We start from the raw sequence: 25,843 nt of genomic DNA, 5'->3' as shown, positions 1-25,843 counted from the left end.
ACTGTGGAGAGGCCGGCTGACACAGGTTGCCCTTCCAGCAGGCCTGCTGGTTGGCGACGATCATCCGCTGTGAAGTTATGTTGCTGTGAAATTATGGTTGATGCTGGCTTGTCGCCACTAGGGATCTCTTGTCCTAGCCTATGGGCAAGCAGGCCAAGAATCAGTTGGTTTGCCGTATTACTGCCCAACTGGTGCACCTGGTGGTGGCGGTGCGGACATCTGCATGTCAGCCAGCTGCACACTGCACCTGTATTGCCTCACCCTGATGCAACCATGCCCTGTACGACTGTTGTCACAGTTGCCTGTGCAGTACCGGCGGTGCGGGCAAAAGAACCGCTGCCGTACCGCCACCGGGTGTGTCTTATAGCCGTGACTAATCCGGGAAGATGCTGCCTGTGGCCGGGAGTCCCTTCGGCTGATGCGTGTGAGGATCCATCGACCAGGTGGACAGTAGTCGCGACTCACACCGGTGTGCGTCGAATCCATAATCCGCACCGTGGTTGTCTGCGCAGTACCACTTCACCGGCGCGGTAAGCGGGGTGAAGACCTGTACTGGACTTGGCATATGCAACGCAGGAAACCTTCTCGGCGGCGTGTGCAACAGTGTGTTGTAGCCGTGCGCTTCACCGGCCCTCAATACCATCCAGGCGGGATGTCTATATCCACGGTGGTGGCTATGAGAACGGTTGTTTTTCAGACCAGCGCGATCGTCCATCCCGGCGCACTGTTTGACCAGTGCCGTGTCAGTGGTGGAGTTGGGCGATGCCGAATTGCGCAAATTCACAACATGCACAAAGGGGTCGTTACCGCGCCAAGGTGTACGGCAGGCCCTGGCATATCAGCACAGGCGGTGCTGACCTAGGGCGAAACCCTGACGCGGCATGGAAGCTCGTGTCTCGTTGAATGCATGGGTAGCAGCCTACCATAGTTCCCATAATATAGGAACTAGTGTTTCATAATATGGGAACAGCCTGTATGTGGCGGCGTGGTTTGTTCAGCAGTGGGGAGCATGGTGCAGGCAAGAAACAATGTGATGGCCATATATGCCCTTTGCTCCCGCTGAGGATTTACGGTGTGTTGCAGTGAATCAGATGAGGTCGGAGTGCGTGAAATAGCTTGCTGTTATCGACACAGTCCCACCCCGGAGGGTGGTGTGACGGAATGTACTGGTGTAGCTGATGGGCAAGCGGACAATTGTCATTGGCGGTGACGCTACGATAAAGGGAATGCCGCTACCAAGAGATGGAGACAGTCGGCACATCGGGCAGGGTCAGATTGTCCCTTGGTCTGCAAATACGGGGCGATGTGGAAGCCAAGCGGTAGAAAAGGACAGTGGGGATATTGGAAGTTGCGGCCAAGGGGCGCTGCAGTTGTCGGAATATTCGGGGAAGGTGTCCGTTTGCGTCCATAAGTTGCTGCGGTGTCGCTCCTTCTATTCCATAACTGTGCGCTTGCGAATGATGCAGTACCAGTTTTTGTACGGCAACATTGTGACCATGTTGCGGCGGAAGAAGAATCGCCACCCTCTCGCACGCCGGTGGCTGCTAACACTCGTGGTGCAACGTCGCGAAATATTGCCCTCAATGAGGTACCCATGTCGTAGGGTAAAACACTCGATGCGCAATGCGCCGAATTGCTGAGGGTACTGTCACCGCACCATGATGCTGTCATCGAGTCTGCCGCCTGCGGTAGCTGCTACCGCAGCCGTAACTATGCCGCTGTGATGCGGCAATGAGCTCGTTGCCTCTCCGGCGAAATAGTGAGCGGTAGTGTGCGCTGGTTGTTGCGAAATACAGGATCTGCTGTATTTCTACGGGCTGTTGGCCAAGCGATCCACAGTACTTGGAAAACTTCAGTATTTTTTAAAGAAGAGGATGCAACCACGTTGCTCCCTCAAAAAAGGTGGAACTTAGCCGCCGGCCATGCTGGCAAGTTCAGGCGACAGCCGGTAACACAACGATGCCCAATATCTTTTCAGTGGCACGGGCATATGGTTGGTGTACTACTGGCAAATAGTTGTTGATCAGGTTTTCGGCGTTGGAAGGAGGACAGCACTGGTGACTCGTCCTATCCACGATGCATCGTGTCGATCATTGGGGGCTATCCGACGTAGCCGACGAATGGTCGCTGGCATCACAACGCTTGGGGTGATGTTGGCGCTGCACACAGTCAGCGATCACGCCGATGAACACATTGAACAGTCAGCATTACGCACTGTTGCAGAGCGTTTTAGGGCACCTGCCGCCGAGGCTTCCGAGCTCCCGGTGCACTATGCGCCGCTGCAGCTTGGGGTGGGGCAGACTGCACAGTGTCAGCCAGTAGGAGATGAGACCCAAATCCCGTATCTGCGCTTTCAGCTTGTCGGTGGCAATATTCACCACGACCAGTTGCGGTTTCGGATCGATCCCTATACCGGTGTGCTCACCGTGACATCGTTTGCGACCACCGGCACAGTTGCGGGAACAGATGTCGCCGTGACTATCTATCGGGTTCCTACCCCATATTCACCCGATACTGCGACAAGCACACCGCTGAAGCCCGAAGGCCAACCGGCATATTTCGACCCGTCGACGGCCGATGCTACCGTAGTTGGGGTGGTGACCTGCCGAATTAATGGCGGATCCGGCCATTTCCCGGATGATGCCGATGATGCCTCTGCGCGTGATGCTGGCCGTTGGCAGGTGCAATACAGCCATAGTTTTGTGCAACGACCAACACCTAGTGCGGGCACATCAACAGGTCCGTGGTCAGTCACCAGTGACTTGAGTATCTATCAAAAGGCGCTAACCAGAGCTTTCCCTCGGCAGGTAGAAACTGTTCGTCTAGCCGATCGTGCGCTGCCTGTGGGAATCCAAGCTCGGGTAACTGACGACGGTGGGGTAACAGTTCGAGCCACTGCCCAGGCGGCACAGTGGGCGAAGAACAATCCGCTGGTTATCCCGGTAACAGTCACCTTTGCGGATGGTTCTACAACGACGGTTTCGCAACCCCATGTGGCACCCACGTTTGTTGTTGCCGACTATGATCCCGACGGTGATCTTGACCGCGATGGAGTCGTCAACGGGCTCGACCCGGATATTGATGGGGATAGTGTTGCCAACACGGATGAGCAAGCAATGGGGTTAAACCCACTGGCTTTCTGCAGTGCACAGGTAGCGGCAACCGGATTATCATCCGATGGGTTAGCCGACACCGACGGTGACGGGGTGTCGAATGCAACTGAGTCCTTTGTTCCCCGGTATTTTGACGATCTCAGCGCAACTATGCGGGACTATCCTCTCACAGACAGTGACGGTGACGGCTTCGGTGAACAAACCATCACCGATATCAACAGTGACGGCACTAGTGATCCGGCCCAGCAAGACTATGCCGGAACCGGTGGTGATTTGGATTCGGACGGATTAGCGGACGAAGTTGATCCTGATGCCGACGGTGATGGTGTCAACAACGATGACGAAATCGCCGCCGGATTGGATCCGTTAAACAGCGACACTGACGGCGATGGGCGCAGCGACGGCGACACCGACAGCGACCTTGATGGGCTGTCGAATGCCGTGGAATCATTCGTTCCGTTGGGAATGTTCAACGACACCAACAACAACTATCTTGCAGATCCTGGGATTACTGACCGGGACGGCACAGGGGTGGCTGATCTTGTCGAATCTGCAACGAAACTAGCAGGACCTGCTTCCGACGCGGATGGCGACGGTATTCCTAATGCACAAGATGCTGACGCGGACGGCGATGGTATTAACAACGTTGACGAACGATTCGCAGCTGGTGTCACTGACAGTGCAGGGTTTGTGGTGTATGCCTTCGATCCGCTCAAGCAGGATTCCAACGTCTTTGATGAATATGCAACTGACGGTGACGGTGATGCCAATAGCGATGGGATTGCAAATAGGGAACAGTCTTTCGTCCCTGATCTGCGGTTCCCAGTGATCGACACCGACGAAGATGCATTGGCAGATACTTTTGCTGATGGCAGCAAGCGAGGACAAACGATCCTCACCGACACCAATCGCAACACTGTCCCAGACTTTATTGACCCTGCCTGGACACAACTGACCGAGTTCCCCACCGGACTGATCCCAGCGGAGTCACGGCAGCAGCCGAAGGAGACATCGTCACCCACCCGAGCGCTCACCGCTTTGTCAAGCACTGCATCTGCTGCAAGTGCTGGTAGTTCAGGAAGTTCTCTCCTCACGGTGTTCCTTGTAGCCTGTCTGCCGATCTTGGCGGTTCTGGCGGCCATATCGGTACTTTGAGCTGGTGCTAGATCCTTGGTGACGAACTAACGTGACGAATAAGCCATAGGCTAACCATTCCCGAGTAGTTGTCGGATACTACCTTTTTCGAGCGACACCAGCCCAAGATTGCTGACTTGAGTGAGATCGGTCTCAATTTTGCCAAGTTCTGTAACCTTCCCAGGTGAAGCATCCCCTAAGACTTACCCCATTGCTAGCAGTGCTAATGCAGCCTCTCTCCAGGTGAGAGGGGTTTTGTGGGAATGAGCGGGGGTGAAAGGTTATGGGATAACTAGCGGCATAGCAGATTTTTAATGAAGATCTAAGAGTGAGCTAGTGGCTAATAAGCTATTTGCGATTTGAATTTAGCTGCAATTTTGATTGCCCCTCCATCGGCTGTCAGTGCCAGGGTGGGCGCAATATCGTTGCAAGGCGAGAGAGATTTCGAGTCAATCCAGTCGTGTCGGTCGTGCGTACATGCTCCACCGTGGGCAGAACATCGTTCGACGGCTTGCCAGTCTCGTCTGTCTTGTTGATCTTGAAAGGATCGAATTTTGAAACCAAACCGAACCCGCATGGTCGGTAAACGAGCCATCGTCAGCCTTGTCGCATCCTTGTCGATTGCAGCAGGCTCAGTGATGGTTGCCCCTTCCCTCCAAGTGCCGGCATACGCAATGACACCGGCTGAAGCGGACAGCACCTGGGAGCTACCACCTAATGCCACTGTTGTTGACAGTGCCATCATTGGCTCCGGTATCACCTATGACGATAAAACTGCTGCTGACGCGTTCCGGATGCAGCTCAACTATCGTGCGGCGGCATCCCCTGAAGCTCAGGGCATCAACTGGGTTTATCTGCGATTCGACCCTCGGTTGGCACCGTACATTGAGTCCATTAATGGCAAGACTGAAGCAAGTGGACAAGCCGGCAGCGGCGTCGACGTTCTTTATGAGCGTTTTGGTGAGAAAGTCACTCCCGATACGCCAGCCACCATTAACTGGACTACTGGTGCCCCTGAAGGCGACGCGAAAGATCCGTACGCCAATGATGGCAACGTCTGGCGCTTTGTTAATGACTCGCACCACACCCGGGCGCAATTGGGTAATACGAACCCCACGAAGCGTACCTTGGTGAGTGGTAACTGGGGTATTTACTCGAATCTGCCGCTACAGAGCACGAACTACACGACCAATATTGACGTCAAGCTCTCGAAGCCGATCGATGAGATCGTCAAAGAAGTTGGCGACGATATCTTCTGGGCTCAGTCTCGCTGGCAGGGTAATCAGCCTGCCAAAAACCAGGTTTCGGTAGATAAGGATTCTTTCAACCGCGGTACGACCATCAACTTTGGCACTGAGCAAGGCCCGATGGCAGGGGACTCGAACTGGCTTGTTGCCCAGGCGTACAACAAGTTGAGCTTCAACTACATGGGCCAGATGGTTGATCCGGATAAGAAGCAGCGTCAGACAAGTGACGCTGACACCACGGTGATGCGCGTCGACATGGTTCAGCCGCACGGTGTCGCATCGATGAGGACTGCTGTGGGAATCAACAAGCCACTCGACTTCCACGTGCGACTTTCACCTAACCTTGTCGATGCACTGAAAGGCCCGGTTCGGGTGTCTCAGTTCTACCGATCAAGCGCTGTGCCTGACGGTGAGGCTGGCGAAGTTCCGTTGATCATTGATCCGGAACTGTTCGAGCAAAATGGCGGTGAGGTTATCATCACGACTCGCCCCGAAATGCAAGGCAAGCCGGGCGTCTTCTTCTACGAATCTGACGACCCCTCACTGAATAAACGTGCGTTTAATCCTGAAGCTTCCAGCCCGGCGGACTCCTCCACGGTTATTGATGCACCCCTCGACCTCTCCAAGCTAACCAGCCTGCAGTGTGGTGATGCCAGTGCTGTGGTCAACGGTGAGATCAACACTTGGATTACCGATCGCGAAAAGGGCGTTGAGCGGACTATCCGCTACGGCTTCGCCGATTCCTACTTCTCCGTGAAGTCAACTCCCGCCCCCACCATCACCACCGCGGATGAGGATGGAACGACGGGGAAGATTCAGGACACTGCCAAGTCCATCTCCGGTACGGCTACTCCTGGCACGAAGGTCACCATCGTAGCCAACAACACCAAGAATCCGGATGAGTCCAAGACGCTTGGCACCGTGATTGCTGAAGACAGCGGAACTTTTACTGTTGATTTTGGAAAGACGCTGAAGGAACTCGGCATCACAGAGGCGGACTACGAACTTGTTGCCGTCGCTGCTGCTGAAAGCACGCTTCCGTCGTGCACGACTCCGGTGAAGATCAGCAGCATTGACCTGAACACCAAGTTCGAGGTGTCCTACCCAGACTCCGTTACGGTGAATTCGGGCGAAACCCAGACCAGCGCTCCTCAGCTGACAAAGGAAGATGGCTCACCGGTTTCTGACAGCGACAAGCCGGTGGAATCATACACGCTTGGCGAACTCCCCAAGCGTGTCACGAGCGATCCTGAGGCTGCGAAGAAAGACCCGACTAAGGCGCTTGTCACCATTGATCCGGCGACTGGTGTAGTGACCATTACTCCGGGTAAGGAATTCCCGGCTGGCAAGGTGACTGTGCCTGTCACCGTTGTCTACACCGATAAGACGGAAGACACGACCAACGCCACATTCCAGGTCATTAATCCGGATGGTGATCTTGATGGTGACGGTATTCCGAACTCTAAGGATCCGGATGCTGATGGTGACGGGGTGAGTAACTCCGATGAGGTTGCTGCTGGTTTAGATCCGTACAACCGCGACAGTGACGGTGACGGTGTCACCGATGGTGACGAGGATTCTGATGGCGATGGTAAGACCAACGCTGAGGAGTCTGAGGTTCCTGCTGGTGAGTCTGAGGATAAGGACAATGATGGTCTGGCTGATCCGGATGTGACGGATAAGGACAACGACGGCAAGGCTGATCTTGTTGATAAGGATGGTGCTGATAACACCGATATTTCTTATCCGGCGGGTTCTGTGAAGCCGGGCGAGTCTACTGATCTGAAGCCGGATATTTCTAATAAGGATGGCAGCGAGGGTCTGCCTGAGGGTACGAAGGTCACGGTTGATGACTCTGGTTTGCCTGAGGGTGTGAAGGTTTCGGTCGATCCGGAGTCCGGTGTGGTTACTGTTGAGGTCGGTGATGGTGTTCCGGCTGGAACTGAGATCGAGGTTCCGGTGACGGTGACGTATCCGGATGGTTCCAAGGACACCACCAACGCAAAGGTGACGGTGGAGGATAAGGCTTCGGCTGAACAGGGCGATAGCACTAACCCGGTGATTTCTGATACCCAAGACAAGACTCTGTACGAGGGTGCTCGTCTTGGTGAGGATGTCACAATTGCTAAGGTCAGCGATAATAAGCCGGGTGTAACTGCGACTGTTGATGGTCTTCCTAATGGTGTTACTGCCACGGTGAAGGAAGATGGCAGTGTTGTGATTTCTGGTACTCCTGCTGACGGTTCTGCTGGTGATTACACCGTTACGATCACTGCTACCGATGCTGCGGGTAACAAGACCACCGAAACTGTGAAAATCACGGTCAAGGATAAGATTGATCCGAATGGTGATCTTGATGATGACGGCATCAAGAATTCCGAAGATCCGGATGCTGATGGTGACGGCGTCAACAATGATGACGAGCTTGCTACTGGCCTTGACCCCGCTAACCCCGATACCGATGGTGACGGCACTCGTGATGGTGACGAAGACACCGACGATGACGGGAAGAAGAACTCTGATGAATCCGTCGTGCCGAAGGGCGAGGATGGTAAGGATCAGCCGGTAACGGACACTGATGGTGACGGGCTGGGCAATACTGGTATCACCGATACCAATAACAACAAGAAGCCGGATCTGAACGATAGCCAGGCTCAGGACACCAACGTCACTTACCCGGCGGGTTCTGTGAAGCCGGGCGAGTCTACTGATCTGAAGCCGGATATTTCTAATAAGGATGGCAGCGAGGGTCTGCCTGAGGGTACGAAGGTCACGATTGATGACTCTGGTTTGCCTGAGGGTGTGAAGGTTTCGGTCGATCCGGAGACCGGTGTGGTTACTGTTGAGGTCGGTGATGGTGTTCCGGCTGGAACTAAGATCGAGGTTCCGGTGACGGTGACGTATCCGGATGGTTCCAAGGACACCACGACTGCGTCCGTCAAGGTTGACAAGAAGGATGGATCGCCCTCGACTGTTGATCCGGATGGTGATCTTGATGGTGACGGTATTCCGAACTCTAAGGATCCGGATGCTGATGGTGACGGGGTGAGTAACTCCGATGAGGTTGCTGCTGGTTTAGATCCGTACAACCGCGACAGTGACGGTGACGGTGTCACCGATGGTGACGAGGATTCTGATGGCGATGGTAAGACCAACGCTGAGGAGTCTGAGGTTCCTGCTGGTGAGTCTGAGGATAAGGACAATGATGGTCTGGCTGATCCGGATGTGACGGATAAGGACAACGACGGCAAGGCTGATCTTGTTGATAAGGATGGTGCTGATAACACCGATATTTCTTATCCGGCGGGTTCTGTGAAGCCGGGCGAGTCTACTGATCTGAAGCCGGATATTTCTAATAAGGATGGCAGCGAGGGTCTGCCTGAGGGTACGAAGGTCACGATTGATGACTCCGGTTTGCCTGAGGGTGTGAAGGTTTCGGTCGATCCGGAGACCGGTGTGGTTACTGTTGAGGTCGGTGATGGTGTTCCGGCTGGAACTAAGATCGAGGTTCCGGTGACGGTGACGTATCCGGATGGTTCGAAGGACACCACCAACACAAAGGTGACGGTCATTGATCCGGATGGTGATCTTGATGGTGACGGTATCCCGAACTCTAAGGATCCCGACATTGATGGTGACGGGGTGAATAACTCCGATGAGGTTGCTGCTGGTTTAGATCCGTACAACCGCGACAGTGACGGTGACGGTGTCACCGATGGTGACGAAGACACCGACGGTGACGGAATTGACAACGCCACCGAGTCCGAGGTCAAGCAGGACGATACTGGCAAGGACATTCCTGTTACTGATACCGATGGTGATGGCATGGGTGATCCAGGGATCACCGATAAGGATGGCAATGGTGTCTCTGATGTGGTGCAAGCTCAGGTCCACTACGGTCTGATCGCGGTAGCCCGTCCAGCTACGGGGGCGAACACCTCAGCAAAGAACGTGCTGGTTGTCGAGAAGAAGTCAGTTACTCGGGCACTGCCTGAAACGGTGTCTAATGTGGTCATCGATCCGTCGTGGACCGCGCCACAAGGGGTTACTGCCACGGTGGACGCTGATGGCGACGTGGTGTTGACTGTGACCAACGATGCTGATCTTTACGATGAGACCGCACCGCTGCAGGTACCGGTGATCGTCACCTTCACGTATGGTCGTGTTTCGAATGTCACGGCAGACTTCATCATCTACGATGCGGCAGCTGTTGCACCGGAGGGTGATCTTGATGGTGACGGTATCCCGAATGCGCAGGATCCGGATATTGATGGCGATGGGGTGAATAACTCCGATGAGATCGCGGCTGGTTTGGATCCGTTCGATAAGGACACCGGTAACACCGGGAAGACCGATGGTGACAAGGATAATGACGAAGATGGCCTGAACAACGATTCGGAATCGTATGTTCCTGCCGGATCCGTTGAAGATACAGACGGTGACGGGATCGCTGATCCAGGGATCACCGATCAAAACGGCAACGGTATCGCAGATCTCGTTGATAAGGATTCGGTGAAGGCGATTGCTGACGGGGAACCGGAAGAAGATGGTGGCCTTTCCTCCAAGATCAAGGGATCGCTGGGTTCTGCTGGTGGTTCGTCCGCCGGTTCGATTCTGCCGGTCGTGCTCGGATTGGGTGCCCTGGCTGGGATCATTGGCCTGATTGCCAACAATCCTGATTTGGTGGCTATGGTCAATGGCCAGTTCTTGCCTGGTGCACCAGCACCCGCGGTGGAACCTGCTCCGGCTCCTGCACCTGCTGATCAGGTACCGGGCCCGTCTAAGGGTCTTGTCAAGCAGCCTGCTCGTGACGGTGCGTCGAATGCTGTGCTCGCGGTCACTGGTGCCAACGTCACAGGTGTTGGTGTGGTCGGTCTGCTGGCGATGGTGCTGGGTGGTCTGTTGGTCTTCGCCCGGAAGCGCCGCAACTCCTAATATCGAACTCTTTTCGGCATCACCCCGTTGGACGGATTGGTGATGCCGGGGAAGTTCAATAACTTCATACACTCGATAGAGGCCGTGAGGGGTGTCAATACACCTTTCACGGCCTCGTTGTTTTGCAAGGTGGGGATTCAGCGTTGCCGCGGAAGGTGAAACCATTCTGGTCAAGTCTTACGAAAAACCCGCCAATTAATATGACATTGGTCACATGAAGTAACAACCGTTAAGGGGTGACCGTAGCCACTTAGGGACATGTTTGAGAGGAAATTTGTAAGTAATAGCAATAGTGACACGCTGTTACTTTTTGAGAATTGGCGGTTATGTCAGCTGTGCGAATCAGACAATTCTTATCTTTGATTTAGGTAGCGTCAGTGGGTCTAGGGGTGTCGTAACGAGGGGATTTGCATGCTTTTCGAGCGGTTCGCTAAAGGGGAATAAGTATTTGAGTTCCTATATTTGTCAGACAATGAAGACTTGATCCTGGTGCTAGAGTGCAAATCGTTCTGCAAGGAACTTATTGGTCATTTCTTTCCGGCTCACGGTTGCTGTCGCCACTGAGTAGATAGCCCCAATAAAGGTGATCGGGCAGTGGATTTTTCTACGCGATCGGGGAATCCGGACTCAAGCGCACTAGACAAGCTAGTGCGGTCGCACTTCGCATCACCAATACCTTCCTTGAGCTTTTAATTCACACATTCCCCGACACACTCTTTACTACTGGGTGTCTGCGGGTCATTCGGTGTTGCCTCCGTCGTTGATCTTTCGGCATGCGAGGAGGTAACCGAAACGCTGAAAGGTACTCCATTGGAAAACAATCGCCTGAAACGTAAAGCCGGGCGCCGTGCAATCGCGGCATTGAGTCTCTCCCTTGCAACAGGAAGCAGTGTTATCGCTGCCGTTGCACCAGCTGCCCAGGCAGCAGACGCGACCAGTGCAGTTGCATGTGCCGCAGTCGACAACACGGTGTACCGTGAATCAACTTCGACAACGCGACTGCAGTCGTATTTCGACGGTTTTAGCGACGATATGCGCGAACTACGCTTCGCCGGGATCTTCCAGACCGGTGTGACGCCCTACGACTTGTATAAAGGACGCTACAACATCATCGTCGATCCGCGCATTGCCCCATATGTTGAGACAGTCATCGTCGACGGATATGGCGGCAAAAAGCAGGCAACTGAGGTACAAGATCTTAAGACCCCTGCACAGGCGGCAACCGAACGCACCGGCATCTGGCGTGTGCCACTGATGGCATTAGATAAAGACCAGTTCAATAACGGCGGTTTTCTCTCCCAGACTTGGATCGGCGATAACCCCAACTACTTCACCCCGCGGATCAAGTTCGATCGCCCCTGGAGTGAAGTGCTGCAAGCTGCGGGTATTGATCCTGCAACTGCCGCACCAATCGGCGTGGATTTTGTCGCACAGTTCGGGCCCAGGGATGGGCAGGAACAGGGTGACGTCATCAGCAACTTCGGCAACGAGAGCATCATTCCGTTTGAAAACGTCAACTACATCAAAAAGTACGAGAACTTCATTAACGGCGCCGGCTTAGAGTTCAACGAGGAAAAAGGGTACGACGCAAGCACGAAAACCCTGACGATCACCGGGTTCTTTACCAACACCATCACCTACGCCCTGGCAATCGGTCCGAAGCCATATCAGCTCGTGATCACCATGGATCCAGCTGTCGCGAAGCGATTGACCTCGGCGAAGCTCCAAGCATGGGGCAAAGTGGGTGGCATGTTCGATGTGCCGATTGATGACACCACCCTCAACCCTGAAACCGGTGAGCTTATCGTCAACGTCTTTGGTGCCGTCGAGGGCCGTGAAGGGCTTGTCGGTTCCGTCGGTGAGGGAATTGTGCACTCTGGTGCCACCCGTATCTTTAGCCGTGACTGGGCTGCTGCCTGGCCAGCAACTGGTACTACCTCGATGCAGCTGACCTTCGATGAGGATCTCTACACCCTCATTCCACAGAACTCGGAAGGTCTCAACGCCGGCGAAGTTAACCTGCCATTCAGCTGGGAGATGCGCTCCTACGCCAAGGGCACCCAGGGCAATCCGGTAGTGAACAATTCGTTTGCGAACGTCAATGTTCCCCTGCGGGACAGTGACGGCGACAAACTGCCTGATCGCTACGAATTGAACGTCAACGTCGACTCGGATCCATGCATTCCGGACACCGACGGTGATGGCAAGCTCGATGGGGAAGAAGTACTCAACGCCCTCACCGATCCGTTGATTGCAGCACCTCAGCTCAACCAGGTCACCACTGAGGTCAAGACCATCACCAACGAGTCCGCTGAACTGCTCGTCTTTGACGACAAGACCAAGGAAAACTTGCCTGGTCGACGCATCGAGTTGCAGAAAAAAGCGGGCGATGAGTGGCAAAAAGTCGCCGACGCAACTGTGTCAGAGAATGGCTCGTTCTCGGTTGATAGCAGTGCATTGAGCATCGGTGATGTAGTTCGTATCGCTGTGTACACCCCGGAGCAGAAGTCCGGTTCTGAAGTCACCCAGGTGAGCTTTGAGAACCCGGAAGTATCCAATGAAGTCACCGTGACCGGTGAGACCGCAAGTGTTGTGGAACCGAAGTATGAGACCGCAAGCGGCGAGCAGGGTAAGACGGTAGATATTGCTGCACCAACGTTTGTGCAGCAAGATGACAACAACACTGCAGCTGACATGCCTGCCGGCACAACGTTCGATCTTGGTGATGCTTCGGTTGTTGATGCTGCAAAGCGGTTGCCTGATAGTGCGAAGGTGACGGTGAACGAGGATGGCTCGATCACTGTTGAGGTTGGTTCGGATGCTGCGGTTGGTTCGTATGAGATTCCGGTGGTTGTGACGTATCCGGATGGTTCGACCGATACGGTGACGGTGCCGTTTGAGGTTACTGAGTCGACCCCGGGTAAGACTGCTGACAGCGTCGATCCGAACTACGCCCAGAATACGGAAGTAAAGCAGGGTGATAAGGGGACTATTGCGGCTCCGACGAATACCCCTGATGGAACGAAGTTTGCTCCAGGTGACAGTGTTCCTGATTGGGCGACGGTAAATCCTGATGGTTCCATCACGGTGAATCCGGGTACTGCTGTGGATCCTGGTGATTACACGGTGCCGGTGAAGGTGACGTATCCTGACGGTTCGTCTGAGACCGTCGAGGTTCCTGTGAAGGTTGTGGTGAAGGATCAGACTCAGGCTGAGTCTGTTGATCCGAACTATGCCAAGGACACAACGGTTAAGCAGGGTGATAAGGGGACTATTGCGGCTCCGACGAATACCCCTGATGGAACGAAGTTTGCTCCAGGTGACAGTGTTCCTGATTGGGCGACGGTAAATCCTGATGGTTCGATCACGGTGAATCCGGGTACTGCTGTGGATCCTGGTGATTACACGGTGCCGGTGAAGGTGACGTATCCTGACGGTTCGTCTGAGATCGTCGAGGTTCCTGTGAGGGTTGTGGTGAAGGATCAGACTCAGGCTGAGTCTGTTGATCCGAACTATGCCAAGGACACAACGGTTAAGCAGGGTGATAAGGGGACTATTGCGGCTCCGACGAATACCCCTGATGGAACGAAGTTTGCTCCAGGTGACAGTGTTCCTGATTGGGCGACGGTAAATCCTGATGGTTCGATCACGGTGAATCCGGGTACTGATGTGGATCCTGGTGATTACACGGTGCCGGTGAAGGTGACGTATCCCGACGGCTCAGTCGACAACGTCGAGGTTCCTGTGAAGGTTGTGGCAAAGGATGCTCAGCTGACGGATGCCGACAAGTACTCGCCGCAGGGTCAAGATCTTACTGTTGAGCAGGATTCCACCCCGCGTGCTGATGATGCAATCGCCAACAATTCTGATCTGCCAGAGGGAACGAAGTATGAGTTCAAAGAGGCAGTGGATACTTCTTCAACAGGTGAGAAGTCTGCGATTGTCGTAGTGACCTATCCCGATGGAACCAAGGACGATGTAACAGTGAAGATCACTGTTACACCAAAAGATTCGGTTACCGATCCAAATGGTGACCTCGACAAGGATGGAATCCCGAACTCTCAGGATCCGGATATTGATGGTGACGGGGTAAACAACTCCGATGAGAAAGAAGCGGGTCTTAACCCGTTTAACCCTGATACCGATGGTGACGGCACCCGTGATGGTGATGAAGACGCCGACGGTGACGGTAAGAAGAACTCTGATGAGTCGTTCGTGCCGAAGGATCCGGAAACTGGTAAGGATCTGCCGGTAACGGACACTGATGGTGACGGGATGGCTGATCCAGGTGTCACTGATCGTGATGACAACGGCAAGCCGGATATCACTGATCCGGAAGACACGGTTGATACCACCGGTGACGGTGATATTGATGGTGACGGGATTCCGAACTCGCAGGATCCCGACATTGATGGTGACGGGGTGAATAACTCCGACGAGCAGGCTGCGGGCCTTGATCCGTATGATCCTGACACTGACGACAACGGCACCAACGATGGTGATGAAAACGCCGACGGTGACGTTGATTCCGATGGTGACGACAAGTCCAATGCCGAAGAGTCGTTCGTACCGCAGGATGAGAATGGTAAGGATCTGCCGGTAACGGACACTGACGGTGACGGGATGGCTGATCCAGGTGTCACTGATCGTGATGACAACGGCAAGCCTGATATCACTGATCTGAACGACACGGTTGATACCACCGGTGACGGTGATATTGATGGTGACGGGATTCCGAACTCGCAGGATCCGGATATTGATGGTGACGGGGTGAATAACTCCGATGAGCAGGCTGCGGGTCTTGATCCTTATGATCCGACCACGAATGATCGGGAAACTGGTCAGCCTTCTGATGATGGCAAGAAAGACAGCGACGGTGACCTGGTGGACAACGCCACCGAGTCCGAGGTCAAGCAGGACGATACTGGCAAGGACATTCCTGTTACCGATACCGATGGTGATGGTATGGGTGATCCAGGGATCACCGATACGGATGGCAATGATGTCTCTGATGTGGTGGAAAAGCCGGTCGGTTTTGTCACTGAGTCTGCGCACTATGGTTTGATTGCGGTGGCTCGGCCACAGTCGGGTGACAACGAGTCGGTGCCGAACCGTTTGGTGATCAAGCGGGAGACGGTGACCCGTGCGTTGCCTGCTGGTGTTGAGTCGGTGAAGATCGATCCGTCGTGGACCGCGCCACAAGGGGTTACTGCCACGGTGGACGCTGATGGCAACGTGGTGTTGACTGTGACCAGTGGTGCTGGTCTTTATGATGAGACCGCGCCGCTTGCCGTGCCGGTGATTGTCACCTTTACTTCTGGTCAGGTGTCCAAGACTGTGGCTGAGTTCATTGTCTATGATGCGGCAGCTGTTGCACCGGAGGGTGATCTTGACGGTGACGGTATCCCGAATGCGCAGGATCCGGATATTGATGGCGATGGGGTGAATAACTCCGATGAGATCGCAGCTGGTTTAGATCCGTTCGATAAGGACACCGGTAACACCGGCAAGACTGATGGCGAAAAGGATGCCGACGAAGACGGCAAATCCAATGCTGAGGAATCCTTCGTTGCCACCAAGCGGGATGAGGATGGCAACCTCACGGAAGTTCCGGCCACGGACATCGACGGTGATGGCATCGCCGATCCTGGTATCACCGATCGTGACAACAATGGTGTTGCTGATCTCACCGATTCCGATGATTCCGTAGCAACCGATGCAACCGGTGACCGTGATGGCGATGGGATCGCTAACGCGAACGATCCCGACGCAGACGGTGACGGTGTCAACAACGACGATGAGATTGCCACCGGTCTTGATCCGCTGAACCCTGTCACTGATAAAGACAAGGGCGACGACGGTTCGTGGGACATGGACAAAGACGGTGCATCGAATGCTGAAGAGTCAGAGGTCCCACCTGGTTCGGTTGTTGACACCAACGGCAACGGCTTGGGGAACACCGATATCACCGATGAGAACGCCAATGGTGTCGCTGATCTGAACGATCAGACGCAAACCAAACCAAAGGGCAACGACGAGACGAACTCATCTACCGGTGGTGGCATCTCCTCTGATCTCACCGGCAAACTGGGATCCTCGGCAGGATCGTCTGCTGGCAGCATTCTGCCGATCGTGCTCGGGCTTGGTGCATTGGCTGGGATTGTCGGCTTGATCGCCAATAATCCTGATCTCGCTGCGATGAGCAGTGGCCAGTTCCTTCCCGGTGTACCAGCACCAGTGGTGGACACCCCGGCACCTGCTGTGGATCAGCCAGCACCGGTAGACACCCCACAAGACGGTAAGGGCGTGGTGAAGCAACCAAGCCGTGAAGGTGCATCGAACGCAGTACTGGCTGTCACTGGTGCTGACGTCACCGGTGTTGGTCTGGCAGGTCTGCTGGCGATGGTGCTTGGTGGATTGCTCGTCTTCGCCCGGCGGCGGCGCAACAGCTAACTGTGCACCGTAGGTGACACTCGCAATCTACGTGGCGCAGGTAAGCGGGTGAGCCCCGCATAACTGCAACTGAACTCCTCTTGGGGTGCGGATTTTCTCCGCCCCCAAGGGGAGCTTTTTTATGTGCTGCTTTGCCCTATGTATCCGTGATGTATCCGTGTTGCGGTGGCTTTCCGCTTGCTCTTGGCAGATTGAAGCGCTGACGGGATCTGCGGTGGTCTTGTGGGGTTTTGCCGGTGTTCTTGTGGGGATAGTTTCTTGCCGGGGGCGGAATCTTGCTGGGTTCACATGGGGTGTTGCAGTGTTCTTCGGAGCACTGCTGGGAGCAATGAGTGCACCGCGTGGTGCGGATTGCCGGTGAGGTTTTGTGGCGCTCGCCAAACGCTAACTCAGCTGCGCTGCTGCAGTCCAGGTAAGTCCATGGGCTTTTGCCTGGAATTGGTGTGCTTGGTTTTCGGCGTGCTGGTGCTGGGCACGGCGACTATGCAGCCTGCTTTGTGGATTCGGGGTTGCTTGATTGTTCGCCGCTGGTGTGTTGTGAACGGTTGGTTAATTGGATGGTGGTTGGTTCGTCAACAGAGTGACGGCTCAACAGGATTGCGGCGACAACCATGGTGGCCAGGGCGGCAAAGAGTACGAGCCAGCCGATACCTTGCACAGCAAAGGATTCGCCTAAGACGGCATACCCTAGACCGAAGGCCACAATCGGCTCCACAATCGTCATTGCCGGCAGGGAGTGCTTCAATGCCCCGGCACTAAACGATGACTGTTGCACGACGGTGCCAATTACTGCCCCGGCGATTAATGCCCACAATTCCCACGACGCAAGTAACTCACTGATACCGTCATGCACAAGCCGATCGGTAACGGCTTTGGAAAGCAGTGCCACATAGCCGTAGATCCCGCCGGTGACAATTCCTAAAATCACTGCCTTGCGTCGTCGGAGCTGGGTGTGCGCATAGCGGTCAAGCAGGAACAAGGTCACAATGCCGATCGCGAGTGCGGGAATCCAGCGGCTGAGCGGAGGATGGATCACACCCGCAGTTGGGCGACCAACCAGGACGAGGACGGCGACCGCCAGTGAGAGCAGCAATGCCCAACAGGTTTCCGCCTTTGAGATGCGACGCCCAGATGTCCACGCTGACAGCGGCAGTGTGAACACCAGTGACAACACGAGCATTGGTTGCACGATGAGCAGTGTGCCAAATCCGAGGGCGACGACTTGCAGCGCGTAGCCGAGGAGTGCCAGGAATGTTCCCGCCCACCAGATCGGTTTACCAGCCATTGCTTTGGCTGCGGCACCGGAAGATTTCTCCTCCACGGTGACTCCGCCGGCCACATTGTGGCGCACCACGGTACCCCACGCAATAGTGAGGGAGGACAGTAAACCGAAAAACACGGCCAAAAGCGAGTGAGACATCGGTAGTTAGTGTACTGGTTTGTGCCGCAATAGCCGATCAGGGAAACCCCGGTGCGGGGGAGGCACGGCGCAAAACTCCACGCACCCGTAGCAAGTACCAACGTGGCTAGTGGAAGCAGCTGTCCGCTTCACGCCACAGATGGGGCTAGCTAGGCGTGGCGCTTCGGATTGGTTGTTTGCTTCCCTATGCCAGCTGAGATTTTCACTGCTGCTTTTGGTCGCCGTGGGCGCGAACGTGTGCACACCGCTTGAGCGCCGCCGAGTACTTGAGCGCCGCCGTGTAACAGTGGTGATCGAGTAATAGTGGTGACAGTGTCAATGGGTTGTCAATGGGTTGCAGTGTCAATGGGTTGTCAATGGGTTGCAGTGTCGCCTTCTTTGCTGTTGGCGGTGGTTACGATACATTTAATTGCCAGAAACCCTGTGGTCGGCTCAGAAGGCCAAAACCTCGAAGCGAAAGGCGGGCTGACAGTGGCCCTGGTTGTACAAAAATACGGCGGATCATCGCTGGAAAGCGCGGAACGCATCCGCAGCGTTGCCGAACGAATCGTGGCAACAAAAAAGCAAGGCAACGATGTGGTGGTGGTGTGTTCCGCAATGGGGGATACCACCGATGAGTTGCTTGACCTTGCTGCCCAAGTCAACCCGGTGCCACCCGCCCGGGAAATGGATATGCTGCTCACCGCCGGGGAACGGATCTCTAATGCGCTAGTGGCCATGGCGATCGAATCCTTCGGGGCGACCGCCCGGTCGTTTACCGGCTCCCAGGCTGGGGTGCTCACCACGGAACGGCATGGCAATGCGCGTATTGTCGATGTCACCCCGTCACGGGTGCGGGAAGCCCTCGACGAAGGGGCAATCTGTATCGTCGCCGGTTTCCAGGGTGTGAACAAAGAATCCCGGGACGTCACCACATTGGGTCGCGGTGGTTCGGATACCACTGCGGTGGCGCTTGCCGCGGCGCTCAACGCCGATGTCTGTGAAATCTATTCCGACGTGGACGGGGTGTACACCGCCGATCCGCGGATCGTGAAAAACGCCCGCAAGCTTGACTCGCTGTGTTTCGAAGAAATGCTGGAGCTTGCAGCAGTTGGTTCGAAAATTTTGGTGCTGCGCAGCGTGGAATATGCGCGCGCCTTCGGCGTACCTATCCGGGTGCGCTCGTCTTATAGCAACGACCCCGGCACCCTGGTGACCGGTTCAATGGAGGATATTCCTGTGGAAGAAGCAGTACTCACCGGTGTCGCGACAGATGTGACGGAAGCGAAGATCTCGGTGATTGGGATCAACGACAATCCGGGCGAAGCGGCACGGGTGTTCCGGGCGTTAGCTGATGCTGAGATCAACATTGACATGGTCGTGCAAAACATCTCCTCCCTGGAGGATAACCGCACCGACATCACCTTCACCTGCCCGCGTTCCAACGGCCCGCAGGCCTTAGAGCTGCTCAAGAAGCTGCAGGCTGAAGGCGTGTGTGAAAATGTGCTCTACGATGACCAGATCGGTAAAGTTTCCCTCGTCGGGGCAGGGATGAAATCCCACCCTGGGGTGACTGCGATCTTCTGCGAAGCACTGCGCGACGCTGGCATCAACATTGAGATGATCTCCACCTCGGAGATCCGTATCTCTGTGGTGCTGCGGGAACAAGACGTGGCGGCTGCAACACAGGCGATCCATGAAGCGTTTGAACTTGGCGGCGACGAGGAAGCCACCGTCTACGCCGGCACTGGCCGCTAAACCGGTCACCATCGCACAACGAAAACTGGACGGCTACCGTCATTCAAGGCGGATTGCACACAGCAACTGGCCGGGACATCCCACCTAGGGTGGGATGTCCCGGCCAGTTTTTCCTTTCCCGTGTGCAGCCAGCGGCGCGGTGGATGCACCCGCACATGTGCCAAAAGACCCACCAATTGCCAGCACCTGGGGATACCCGGTGCCACTTTGCGGCTTGCCAAACTCCGCTGTGCGCTTGGGGCGGGGCGTCACCGTGCGGCAGTACAGCGTTATTACAACAACGGTGTTGTGCGAATTGCTGCTATTGACGCAGTGGTGACACAGTTCGTCCGGGTTTGCGTTTCTTTGATCAGTCCGGCTGCCTGCTCGCATTGGCGCAGCCGAGCCAGTCGTCAACCTTCGTCGCAGCGCCGCAATGCGCCGTGTACACCGGTTGAATATCTACCGATACATTGTCACCTACCGGATGCGCAGAAGCGATCTGGGGATGGCTGAAATGTGTGCAAACATGACACAAGGCACCGACTTGCCGGGTAAGTCGATGCCTTGTGCAATCCGCCGCGGGCAGGAAACACCCACAGCGACAACGCTCAATGGTTGCAGTAAGCAAGATTGCTGCAAGCTTTACACATCGTGCAACCAGCGTGCCTCGTCGGTGGCTAGCGCACTACCAGGGGTGGGAAGTCCTGGTCAGCTACGCCTTGACGAGCAGCTCAGCGATCTGGATGGTGTTGAGTGCAGCACCCTTGCGCAGATTATCCCCAGAAACCACCAGTACCAGTCCCTTATTGTCGGCAACGGACTGGTCTTGCCGGATACGGCCAACCAGTGACGGATCTGTGCCTGCCGCCTCCAGCGGGGTAGGAACATCAACAACCTTCACCCCAGGGGCATTGCTCAATAGTTCAGTGGCTTCCGCCGGAGTAATTGGCTTGTCAAACTCGGCGTGAATGGTGAGCGTGTGACCGGTGAAAACCGGCACCCGCACACACGTACCGGCCACCAGCAGTTCCGGGATTCCAAGGATTTTGCGGGATTCGTTGCGCAGTTTTTGTTCCTCATCGGTTTCCCCGGAGCCGTCCTCGACAAGATTACCGGCGAAAGGAAGCGCATTGGCAGCGATAGGGGCAACATAGGGGCCAAGGTCACCTGCTTGCAACGCCTGCCCGTTGTGGGTGAGCTCTTCGAGCACATCCACATTGTCCCGCAGCTGCCGGGCAAGGGTGGACACACCAGCCACCCCGGAACCGGACACAGCCTGATACGACGACACATGCAGACGAGTCAATCCTGCCGCATCATGGAGTGGTTTCAGCACTGGCATGGCTGCCATGGTGGTGCAGTTCGGGTTGGCGATAATCCCCTTCGGGCGATCGTTTATCGCCTCCGGGTTGACCTCAGAAACAACCAGCGGAACTTCGTCATCTTTGCGCCAAGCAGAAGAGTTATCGACCACCACCACACCGGCTTCGGCGAAGACTGGTGCCCACTGCTTTGATGCGGTTCCACCCGCAGAGAACACTGCCACATCGATACCACGCAGCGACTCGACGGTTTGTTGGGCGATATCTTCGACGACTACCTCTTCGCCGCGGAATGGCAGCGTCGAACCGGCGGAACGAGCAGATGCAAAGAATCGCACCTTGTCGCACGGGAAATTGCGTTCCTCTAAAATGGCGCGCATCACGCGACCAACTTGGCCTGTGGCACCGACAACAGCAATAGTGGTCATTGCAATCCTTTAACAGTATGGGGGACGAGAAGTCACCAGTGGTGCGGCGGGGAAGTATCACCAGCACACAGGGTGCAGTTGCCGAAAGCAGCGATCCTGCCACCTGACGCATTGCTGAACCAGTGACGTTGTGCAGGTCAAAGGCAAGCAAGGTAACCATGTGGTGCTGGTGTTGCCCGCGCATATGGGTATGGCCTGTAGATCTTATTGCCCAGGCCACTAATTCACTAATGCAGCATTGCTGGTGTGTGACGATCGTGGGCGCCCCGGCCACGCCGTCAACCGTCGCCCTGGTGGCAAGGGGTGATGGTGGTGTGATGATGGTTGGCACCTGTGGGCGTGGGCATGGTGTTTACCCGATATGACACGGCAGCTCATCGCTTGTTGGCAGTATCAAAGGCTCAGCCCTTGCAGGGGTTGGCTCTATCGATTGCACCGTCGGTGTGCTGCTTGTGAGAGTTTTTCCAAGGGGCAGCACTTGGATCGACGCCGGGGGATGTGTGTGTTCGCACTGCCGTGCAACAGTCTGGTGGCTGTGCATCCTTAAGCGACTGCTGCCTGGGGTAGGGGGTGTTCTCGCGCTATGCTGCCCAAATGTTCACAGTTGGACTTTCCAGTTGGACTCTGCACACGTTGGCGTATCGCTATCACGCACCGTTTTTCCACACATTATGCCGATGGAACCAGTGAATAATGCAGATAAATAGTACAGATACTGGTGCTAGGTCATAGCGCCATGCTAAGAAGCGCTGGCCTGCGGATTGTCTGCTGCAGCTGGGTTCAGATCTGCTGCGGTCGCATGCTGTGCCTGGGAAACAGCGGCGATCATGTCGGCGCGGGCACGCGCCACCCGGGAACGAATTGTGCCGGTGCGGCAGCCAGCAATCTTTGCTGCCTCCTCATAGGTGTAGCCAAGCACCTGGGTGAGGATGAGCGCCTCCCGGCGCTCGGGGGGAAGCGCATCAAGTAACAGCCGCGTATCAACCAGTTCCGCCCACGAATTATTGGTTGCATGCTCACTTGCTGCATCTTCGTAGCGGGTCGCCGACTTTCGGGGACGAGCCATATCGTGGCGAATATTATCCACCCACACCCGCCGTGCCAACGACAAAATCCAGGTGCGTGCCGAGGAACGGGCAGCAAAGCGCGGCAGGGCACTCATGACCCGGAGATAGGTTTCCTGGGTGAGATCATCAGCGATCTCTCGGCCACCTAAATGAGCAAGGAGTCGCCACACGTCCCCTTGGGTGGCTGCGATGAATTCGCTTAAGGCAGCACGATCCCCGCGACCTGCTTGTAAAGCAAGTGCGGTAACTCGGTCGTCGACCGCTGGATCGTAGTTGCTCACAACTTAACGATGGTAGCAAACAGGTCAATGGGTGCACTGGCTGCAAGGCTGCCATGTGCCGTGTCGGGTGTTGGGTGGGCGCGCCGGGCTGCATATACCTCGCCACCAAAGCTGCCGACGATCAAATGTGAGGCGGAAAACGGCCGCCGCAATGGTCATACGAAAGTTTGAAATTCCTGCTGTAGCTCACCGCATTTTCCCAGTTCGGCCACTGGGGATGGTTGCTCACCCTGGCATGGTGATGTCACGCAGCGTAGATTATAAGAAGAACTAAATGGTTTGAGATTATTGGATAGTTTTTATTCTCAATGCAGGTGAGGCAACCATTCCTTGCCCGTGCGATGCGGACACTGCATCCCGCAGCCCACCAGTTGCCGCCATAAGGCGCGCATCCGGTTGTCGCACCATGCTGCATTGAATACAAGACAATCCACCGTTGCCCAGAGCAACCACCACATCAACGACAATTAAGAAAGCAGTTGTGATGACAGACAAGAAACCAACCACAGCCCAAGATCGCGTCAGCAACGAAGGTGTTGAACAAATCGCGAGCCGGGGTCGGCGCCCCGCCCCACAAGGACCTACCACCTCACTTGCGGGCTGTCCGGTTGCGAGTGAAAACCACTCAATTACCCAAGGCCAGCAAGGCACTGTTTCGCTGCACGACTTCCATCTCGTGGAAAAGCTTGCCCACTTCAACCGGGAACGCGTCCCGGAGCGGGTCGTGCACGCGAAAGGCTCCGGCGCATTCGGTGAACTGCACGTCACCAACGACGTCTCCCAATACACTTGCGCCCAACTCTTCCAGCCCAACACAGTTACCCCAATGCTGGCCCGGTTCTCTACCGTCGCCGGTGAACAAGGCTCCCCGGATGCCTGGCGGGATGTGCGCGGCTTCAGCCTGAAGTTCTACACCAAAGAAGGCAACTACGACCTCGTCGGCAACAACACACCAGTGTTCTTTATCCGCGACGGTATCAAATTCCCCGACTTCATCCACTCGCAAAAACGCCTGCCTGACACTGGCCTGCGGGACAACAACATGCAGTGGGACTTTTGGACGCGCACCCCAGAATCCGCCCACCAAGTCACCTATCTCATGGGGGATCGGGGCATCCCCGCATCCTTTAGGCACATGGACGGATTCGGCTCCCACACCTATCAGTGGATGAACGAAGCCGGCGAACGCTTCTGGGTGAAATATCACTTCAAAACCCAGCAGGGCTGGAAGTATCTCACCGACGACGAAGCTGAAAAACTCGTCGGCGCCAATTCGGATTCCCACCGGGAAGACCTGTACAACGCTATCGAGCGCGGCGACTACCCACGCTGGGATGTCAAAGTGCAGATCATGCCCCTAGATGAGGCGGAAGACTACCGCTTCAACCCATTCGACCTCACCAAAGTCTGGTCGCACAAGGACTATCCACTCATCGACGTTGGATATTTCGAGCTCAACCGCAACCCAGAAAACTTCTTCGCCCAAATCGAGCAGGCAGCGTTCGCCCCGTCGAACGTGGTGCGCGGCATTGGTTTCTCCCCGGACAAAATGCTCATCGCCCGTGGCTTCGCCTATGCCGATGCACACCGCTACCGGGTCGGTGCCAACGCTGAACAGCTGCCGGTAAACCAGCCGCTGTGCCCGGTGAACTCCTACTCCAAAGACGGAGCAATGACCTTCCACTTTGATCCCGCCGATCAGCCGGTCTATTCCCCGAACCAGACTGACCGCCAGGCCGGTTTTGCCGATGATGGACAAACCTCTGGATCCCGGGTAACCCTCGGTGTCGCCGGTGATCTTGGGCTCTTCGACCACACCCACGGTACCGACTTCACCCGCAGCGCCTATGTGCAGCACAGCGAAGATGACGACTTTGTGCAGCCAGGAATCCTCGTGCGGGAAGTCCTCGACGATGCGGCACGGGAACGCCTCGCCGGCAACATTGCCCGCGCAATGGAAGGGGTAACCAAGGAAGTAGAGCAGCAATGCTACGACTATTGGACGAAGGTTGACGCTTGGCTTGGCAACCGGGTCAAAGAACGCTTCGCCGAGATGAACAAGTAACGACTTGAAGTCGCCAGCATTCCGCAGGACAGCTGGGAATACAGCGTGAAAAGCCGCAAGGTTTTGCTGCTGACTGCACCGGCTAAGTCACATCCCTGATACAGACGCCCCACTGACAAGCATTGTCAGTGGGGCGGTGGCGTCTGTGCACTGCGTGACATCAGGGGCGAAACATGGATGCACCGTGCAGCTTCGACAAGTTGGGCAAAGTAGTGTGACCTCCGCGGTGCGCAACGGTCGCACGATGAACATGACCGTGACCGGCACCTCGTCGATGTGGCAGCCATGAACCCCATCCGGAATCAACGGGTTCCTCGGCGCAACACTGACTAAACATCCTCACCACCCCACAAGGGGCATCTTGTGAGCTACCGGCTCGTTGCTCGCTAAGCCACATTGTCCGCGATTTCCCAGTGTGCTGACGGGATGGCTTCCACCAGATTGCGCAATGTCCAGATCATCGCTGAAAACGGCGCTTCCTGCAGCATCCCAGTACAACGAATGAAGAAACAGAAGATGACTGCCAGCTGACTGGAAAAGCCGCTGTGATATGGAATGTTGTGGTTGTCGCGCGGCGTAGCAGGCACGTTGCAGCAGGTGGGAATGGGTGAAAGCTGACAAATTCTTGCAATGGCCGTCAATTTTTACAGTGTGAAAGT

The 25,843-nt window shown here is 55.6% G+C and carries 9 protein-coding genes; 5 read left to right on the top strand and 4 right to left on the bottom strand.

The annotated features are described in order from the left end of the window. Positions 1–2,057: 2,057 nt before the first annotated feature. From CCHOA_RS09910 to CCHOA_RS09900, 3 genes are all read left to right on the top strand, one after another. Positions 2,058–4,268 carry a hypothetical protein gene (locus tag CCHOA_RS09910; protein ID WP_123930156.1) on the top strand — a complete coding sequence of 737 codons (2,211 nt, stop codon included), beginning with the start codon at positions 2,058–2,060 and terminating at the stop codon, positions 4,266–4,268. Between the two features lie 533 nt (positions 4,269–4,801). Next, positions 4,802–10,429 (top strand): YPDG domain-containing protein, encoded by a 5,628-nt coding sequence (locus CCHOA_RS09905; protein WP_123930152.1) that lies wholly within the window; start codon positions 4,802–4,804, stop codon positions 10,427–10,429. Between the two features lie 861 nt (positions 10,430–11,290). Beyond that, the gene (locus tag CCHOA_RS09900; protein WP_123930149.1) at positions 11,291–16,882 is read left to right on the top strand and encodes a Rib/alpha-like domain-containing protein; all 5,592 of its coding nucleotides are present in this window, start codon (positions 11,291–11,293) and stop codon (positions 16,880–16,882) included. Between the two features lie 481 nt (positions 16,883–17,363). Here CCHOA_RS09900 and CCHOA_RS09895 read toward each other — a convergent pair whose 3' ends face one another. After that, the gene (locus CCHOA_RS09895; protein ID WP_206425794.1) at positions 17,364–18,302 is read right to left on the bottom strand and encodes a DMT family transporter; all 939 of its coding nucleotides are present in this window, start codon (positions 18,300–18,302) and stop codon (positions 17,364–17,366) included. A 471-nt stretch (positions 18,303–18,773) separates the two neighbouring features. On the opposite strand from CCHOA_RS09895, the gene CCHOA_RS09890 reads away from it, so the two are divergent. Continuing rightward, on the top strand, positions 18,774–20,039 hold the full coding sequence (locus CCHOA_RS09890) for an aspartate kinase (protein WP_123930146.1): 1,266 nt from the start codon (positions 18,774–18,776) through the stop codon (positions 20,037–20,039). 694 nt (positions 20,040–20,733) lie between these two features. On the opposite strand, the gene CCHOA_RS09885 is transcribed toward CCHOA_RS09890, so the two are convergent. Further along, entirely contained in the window at positions 20,734–21,771 is a 1,038-nt protein-coding gene (locus tag CCHOA_RS09885; RefSeq protein ID WP_123930143.1) for an aspartate-semialdehyde dehydrogenase, read from the bottom strand. A 739-nt stretch (positions 21,772–22,510) separates the two neighbouring features. Continuing rightward, a complete protein-coding gene (locus tag CCHOA_RS09880; RefSeq protein WP_123930140.1) occupies positions 22,511–23,119 on the bottom strand; it encodes an RNA polymerase sigma factor in 609 nt (202 codons plus the stop codon). 484 nt (positions 23,120–23,603) lie between these two features. Between CCHOA_RS09880 and CCHOA_RS09875 the strand changes: the two genes are divergently transcribed. Next, the gene (locus tag CCHOA_RS09875) at positions 23,604–25,184 is read left to right on the top strand and encodes a catalase (protein ID WP_123930137.1); all 1,581 of its coding nucleotides are present in this window, start codon (positions 23,604–23,606) and stop codon (positions 25,182–25,184) included. Positions 25,185–25,570: 386 nt separating this feature from the next. On the opposite strand, the gene CCHOA_RS09870 is transcribed toward CCHOA_RS09875, so the two are convergent. Continuing rightward, positions 25,571–25,825 (bottom strand): hypothetical protein, encoded by a 255-nt coding sequence (locus CCHOA_RS09870; RefSeq protein ID WP_123930133.1) that lies wholly within the window; start codon positions 25,823–25,825, stop codon positions 25,571–25,573. Positions 25,826–25,843 lie beyond the last annotated feature (18 nt).

This window comes from Corynebacterium choanae (assembly GCF_003813965.1).
GTDB classification, from domain to species: Bacteria; Actinomycetota; Actinomycetes; order Mycobacteriales; family Mycobacteriaceae; genus Corynebacterium; species Corynebacterium choanae.
The sequence above is the reverse complement of the archived record's forward strand: the minus strand, read 5'-3'. Positions and strand labels throughout refer to the sequence as shown.

Bases quoted from the DNA above. Each gene is read 5' to 3' on its own strand.
- CCHOA_RS09895 (WP_206425794.1), bottom strand. From the start codon at position 18,302: ATGTCTCACTCGCTTTTGGCCGTGTTTTTCGGTTTACTGTCCTCCCTC.
- CCHOA_RS09885 (WP_123930143.1), bottom strand. From the start codon at position 21,771: ATGACCACTATTGCTGTTGTCGGTGCCACAGGCCAAGTTGGTCGCGTG.
- CCHOA_RS09875 (WP_123930137.1), top strand. From the start codon at position 23,604: ATGACAGACAAGAAACCAACCACAGCCCAAGATCGCGTCAGCAACGAA.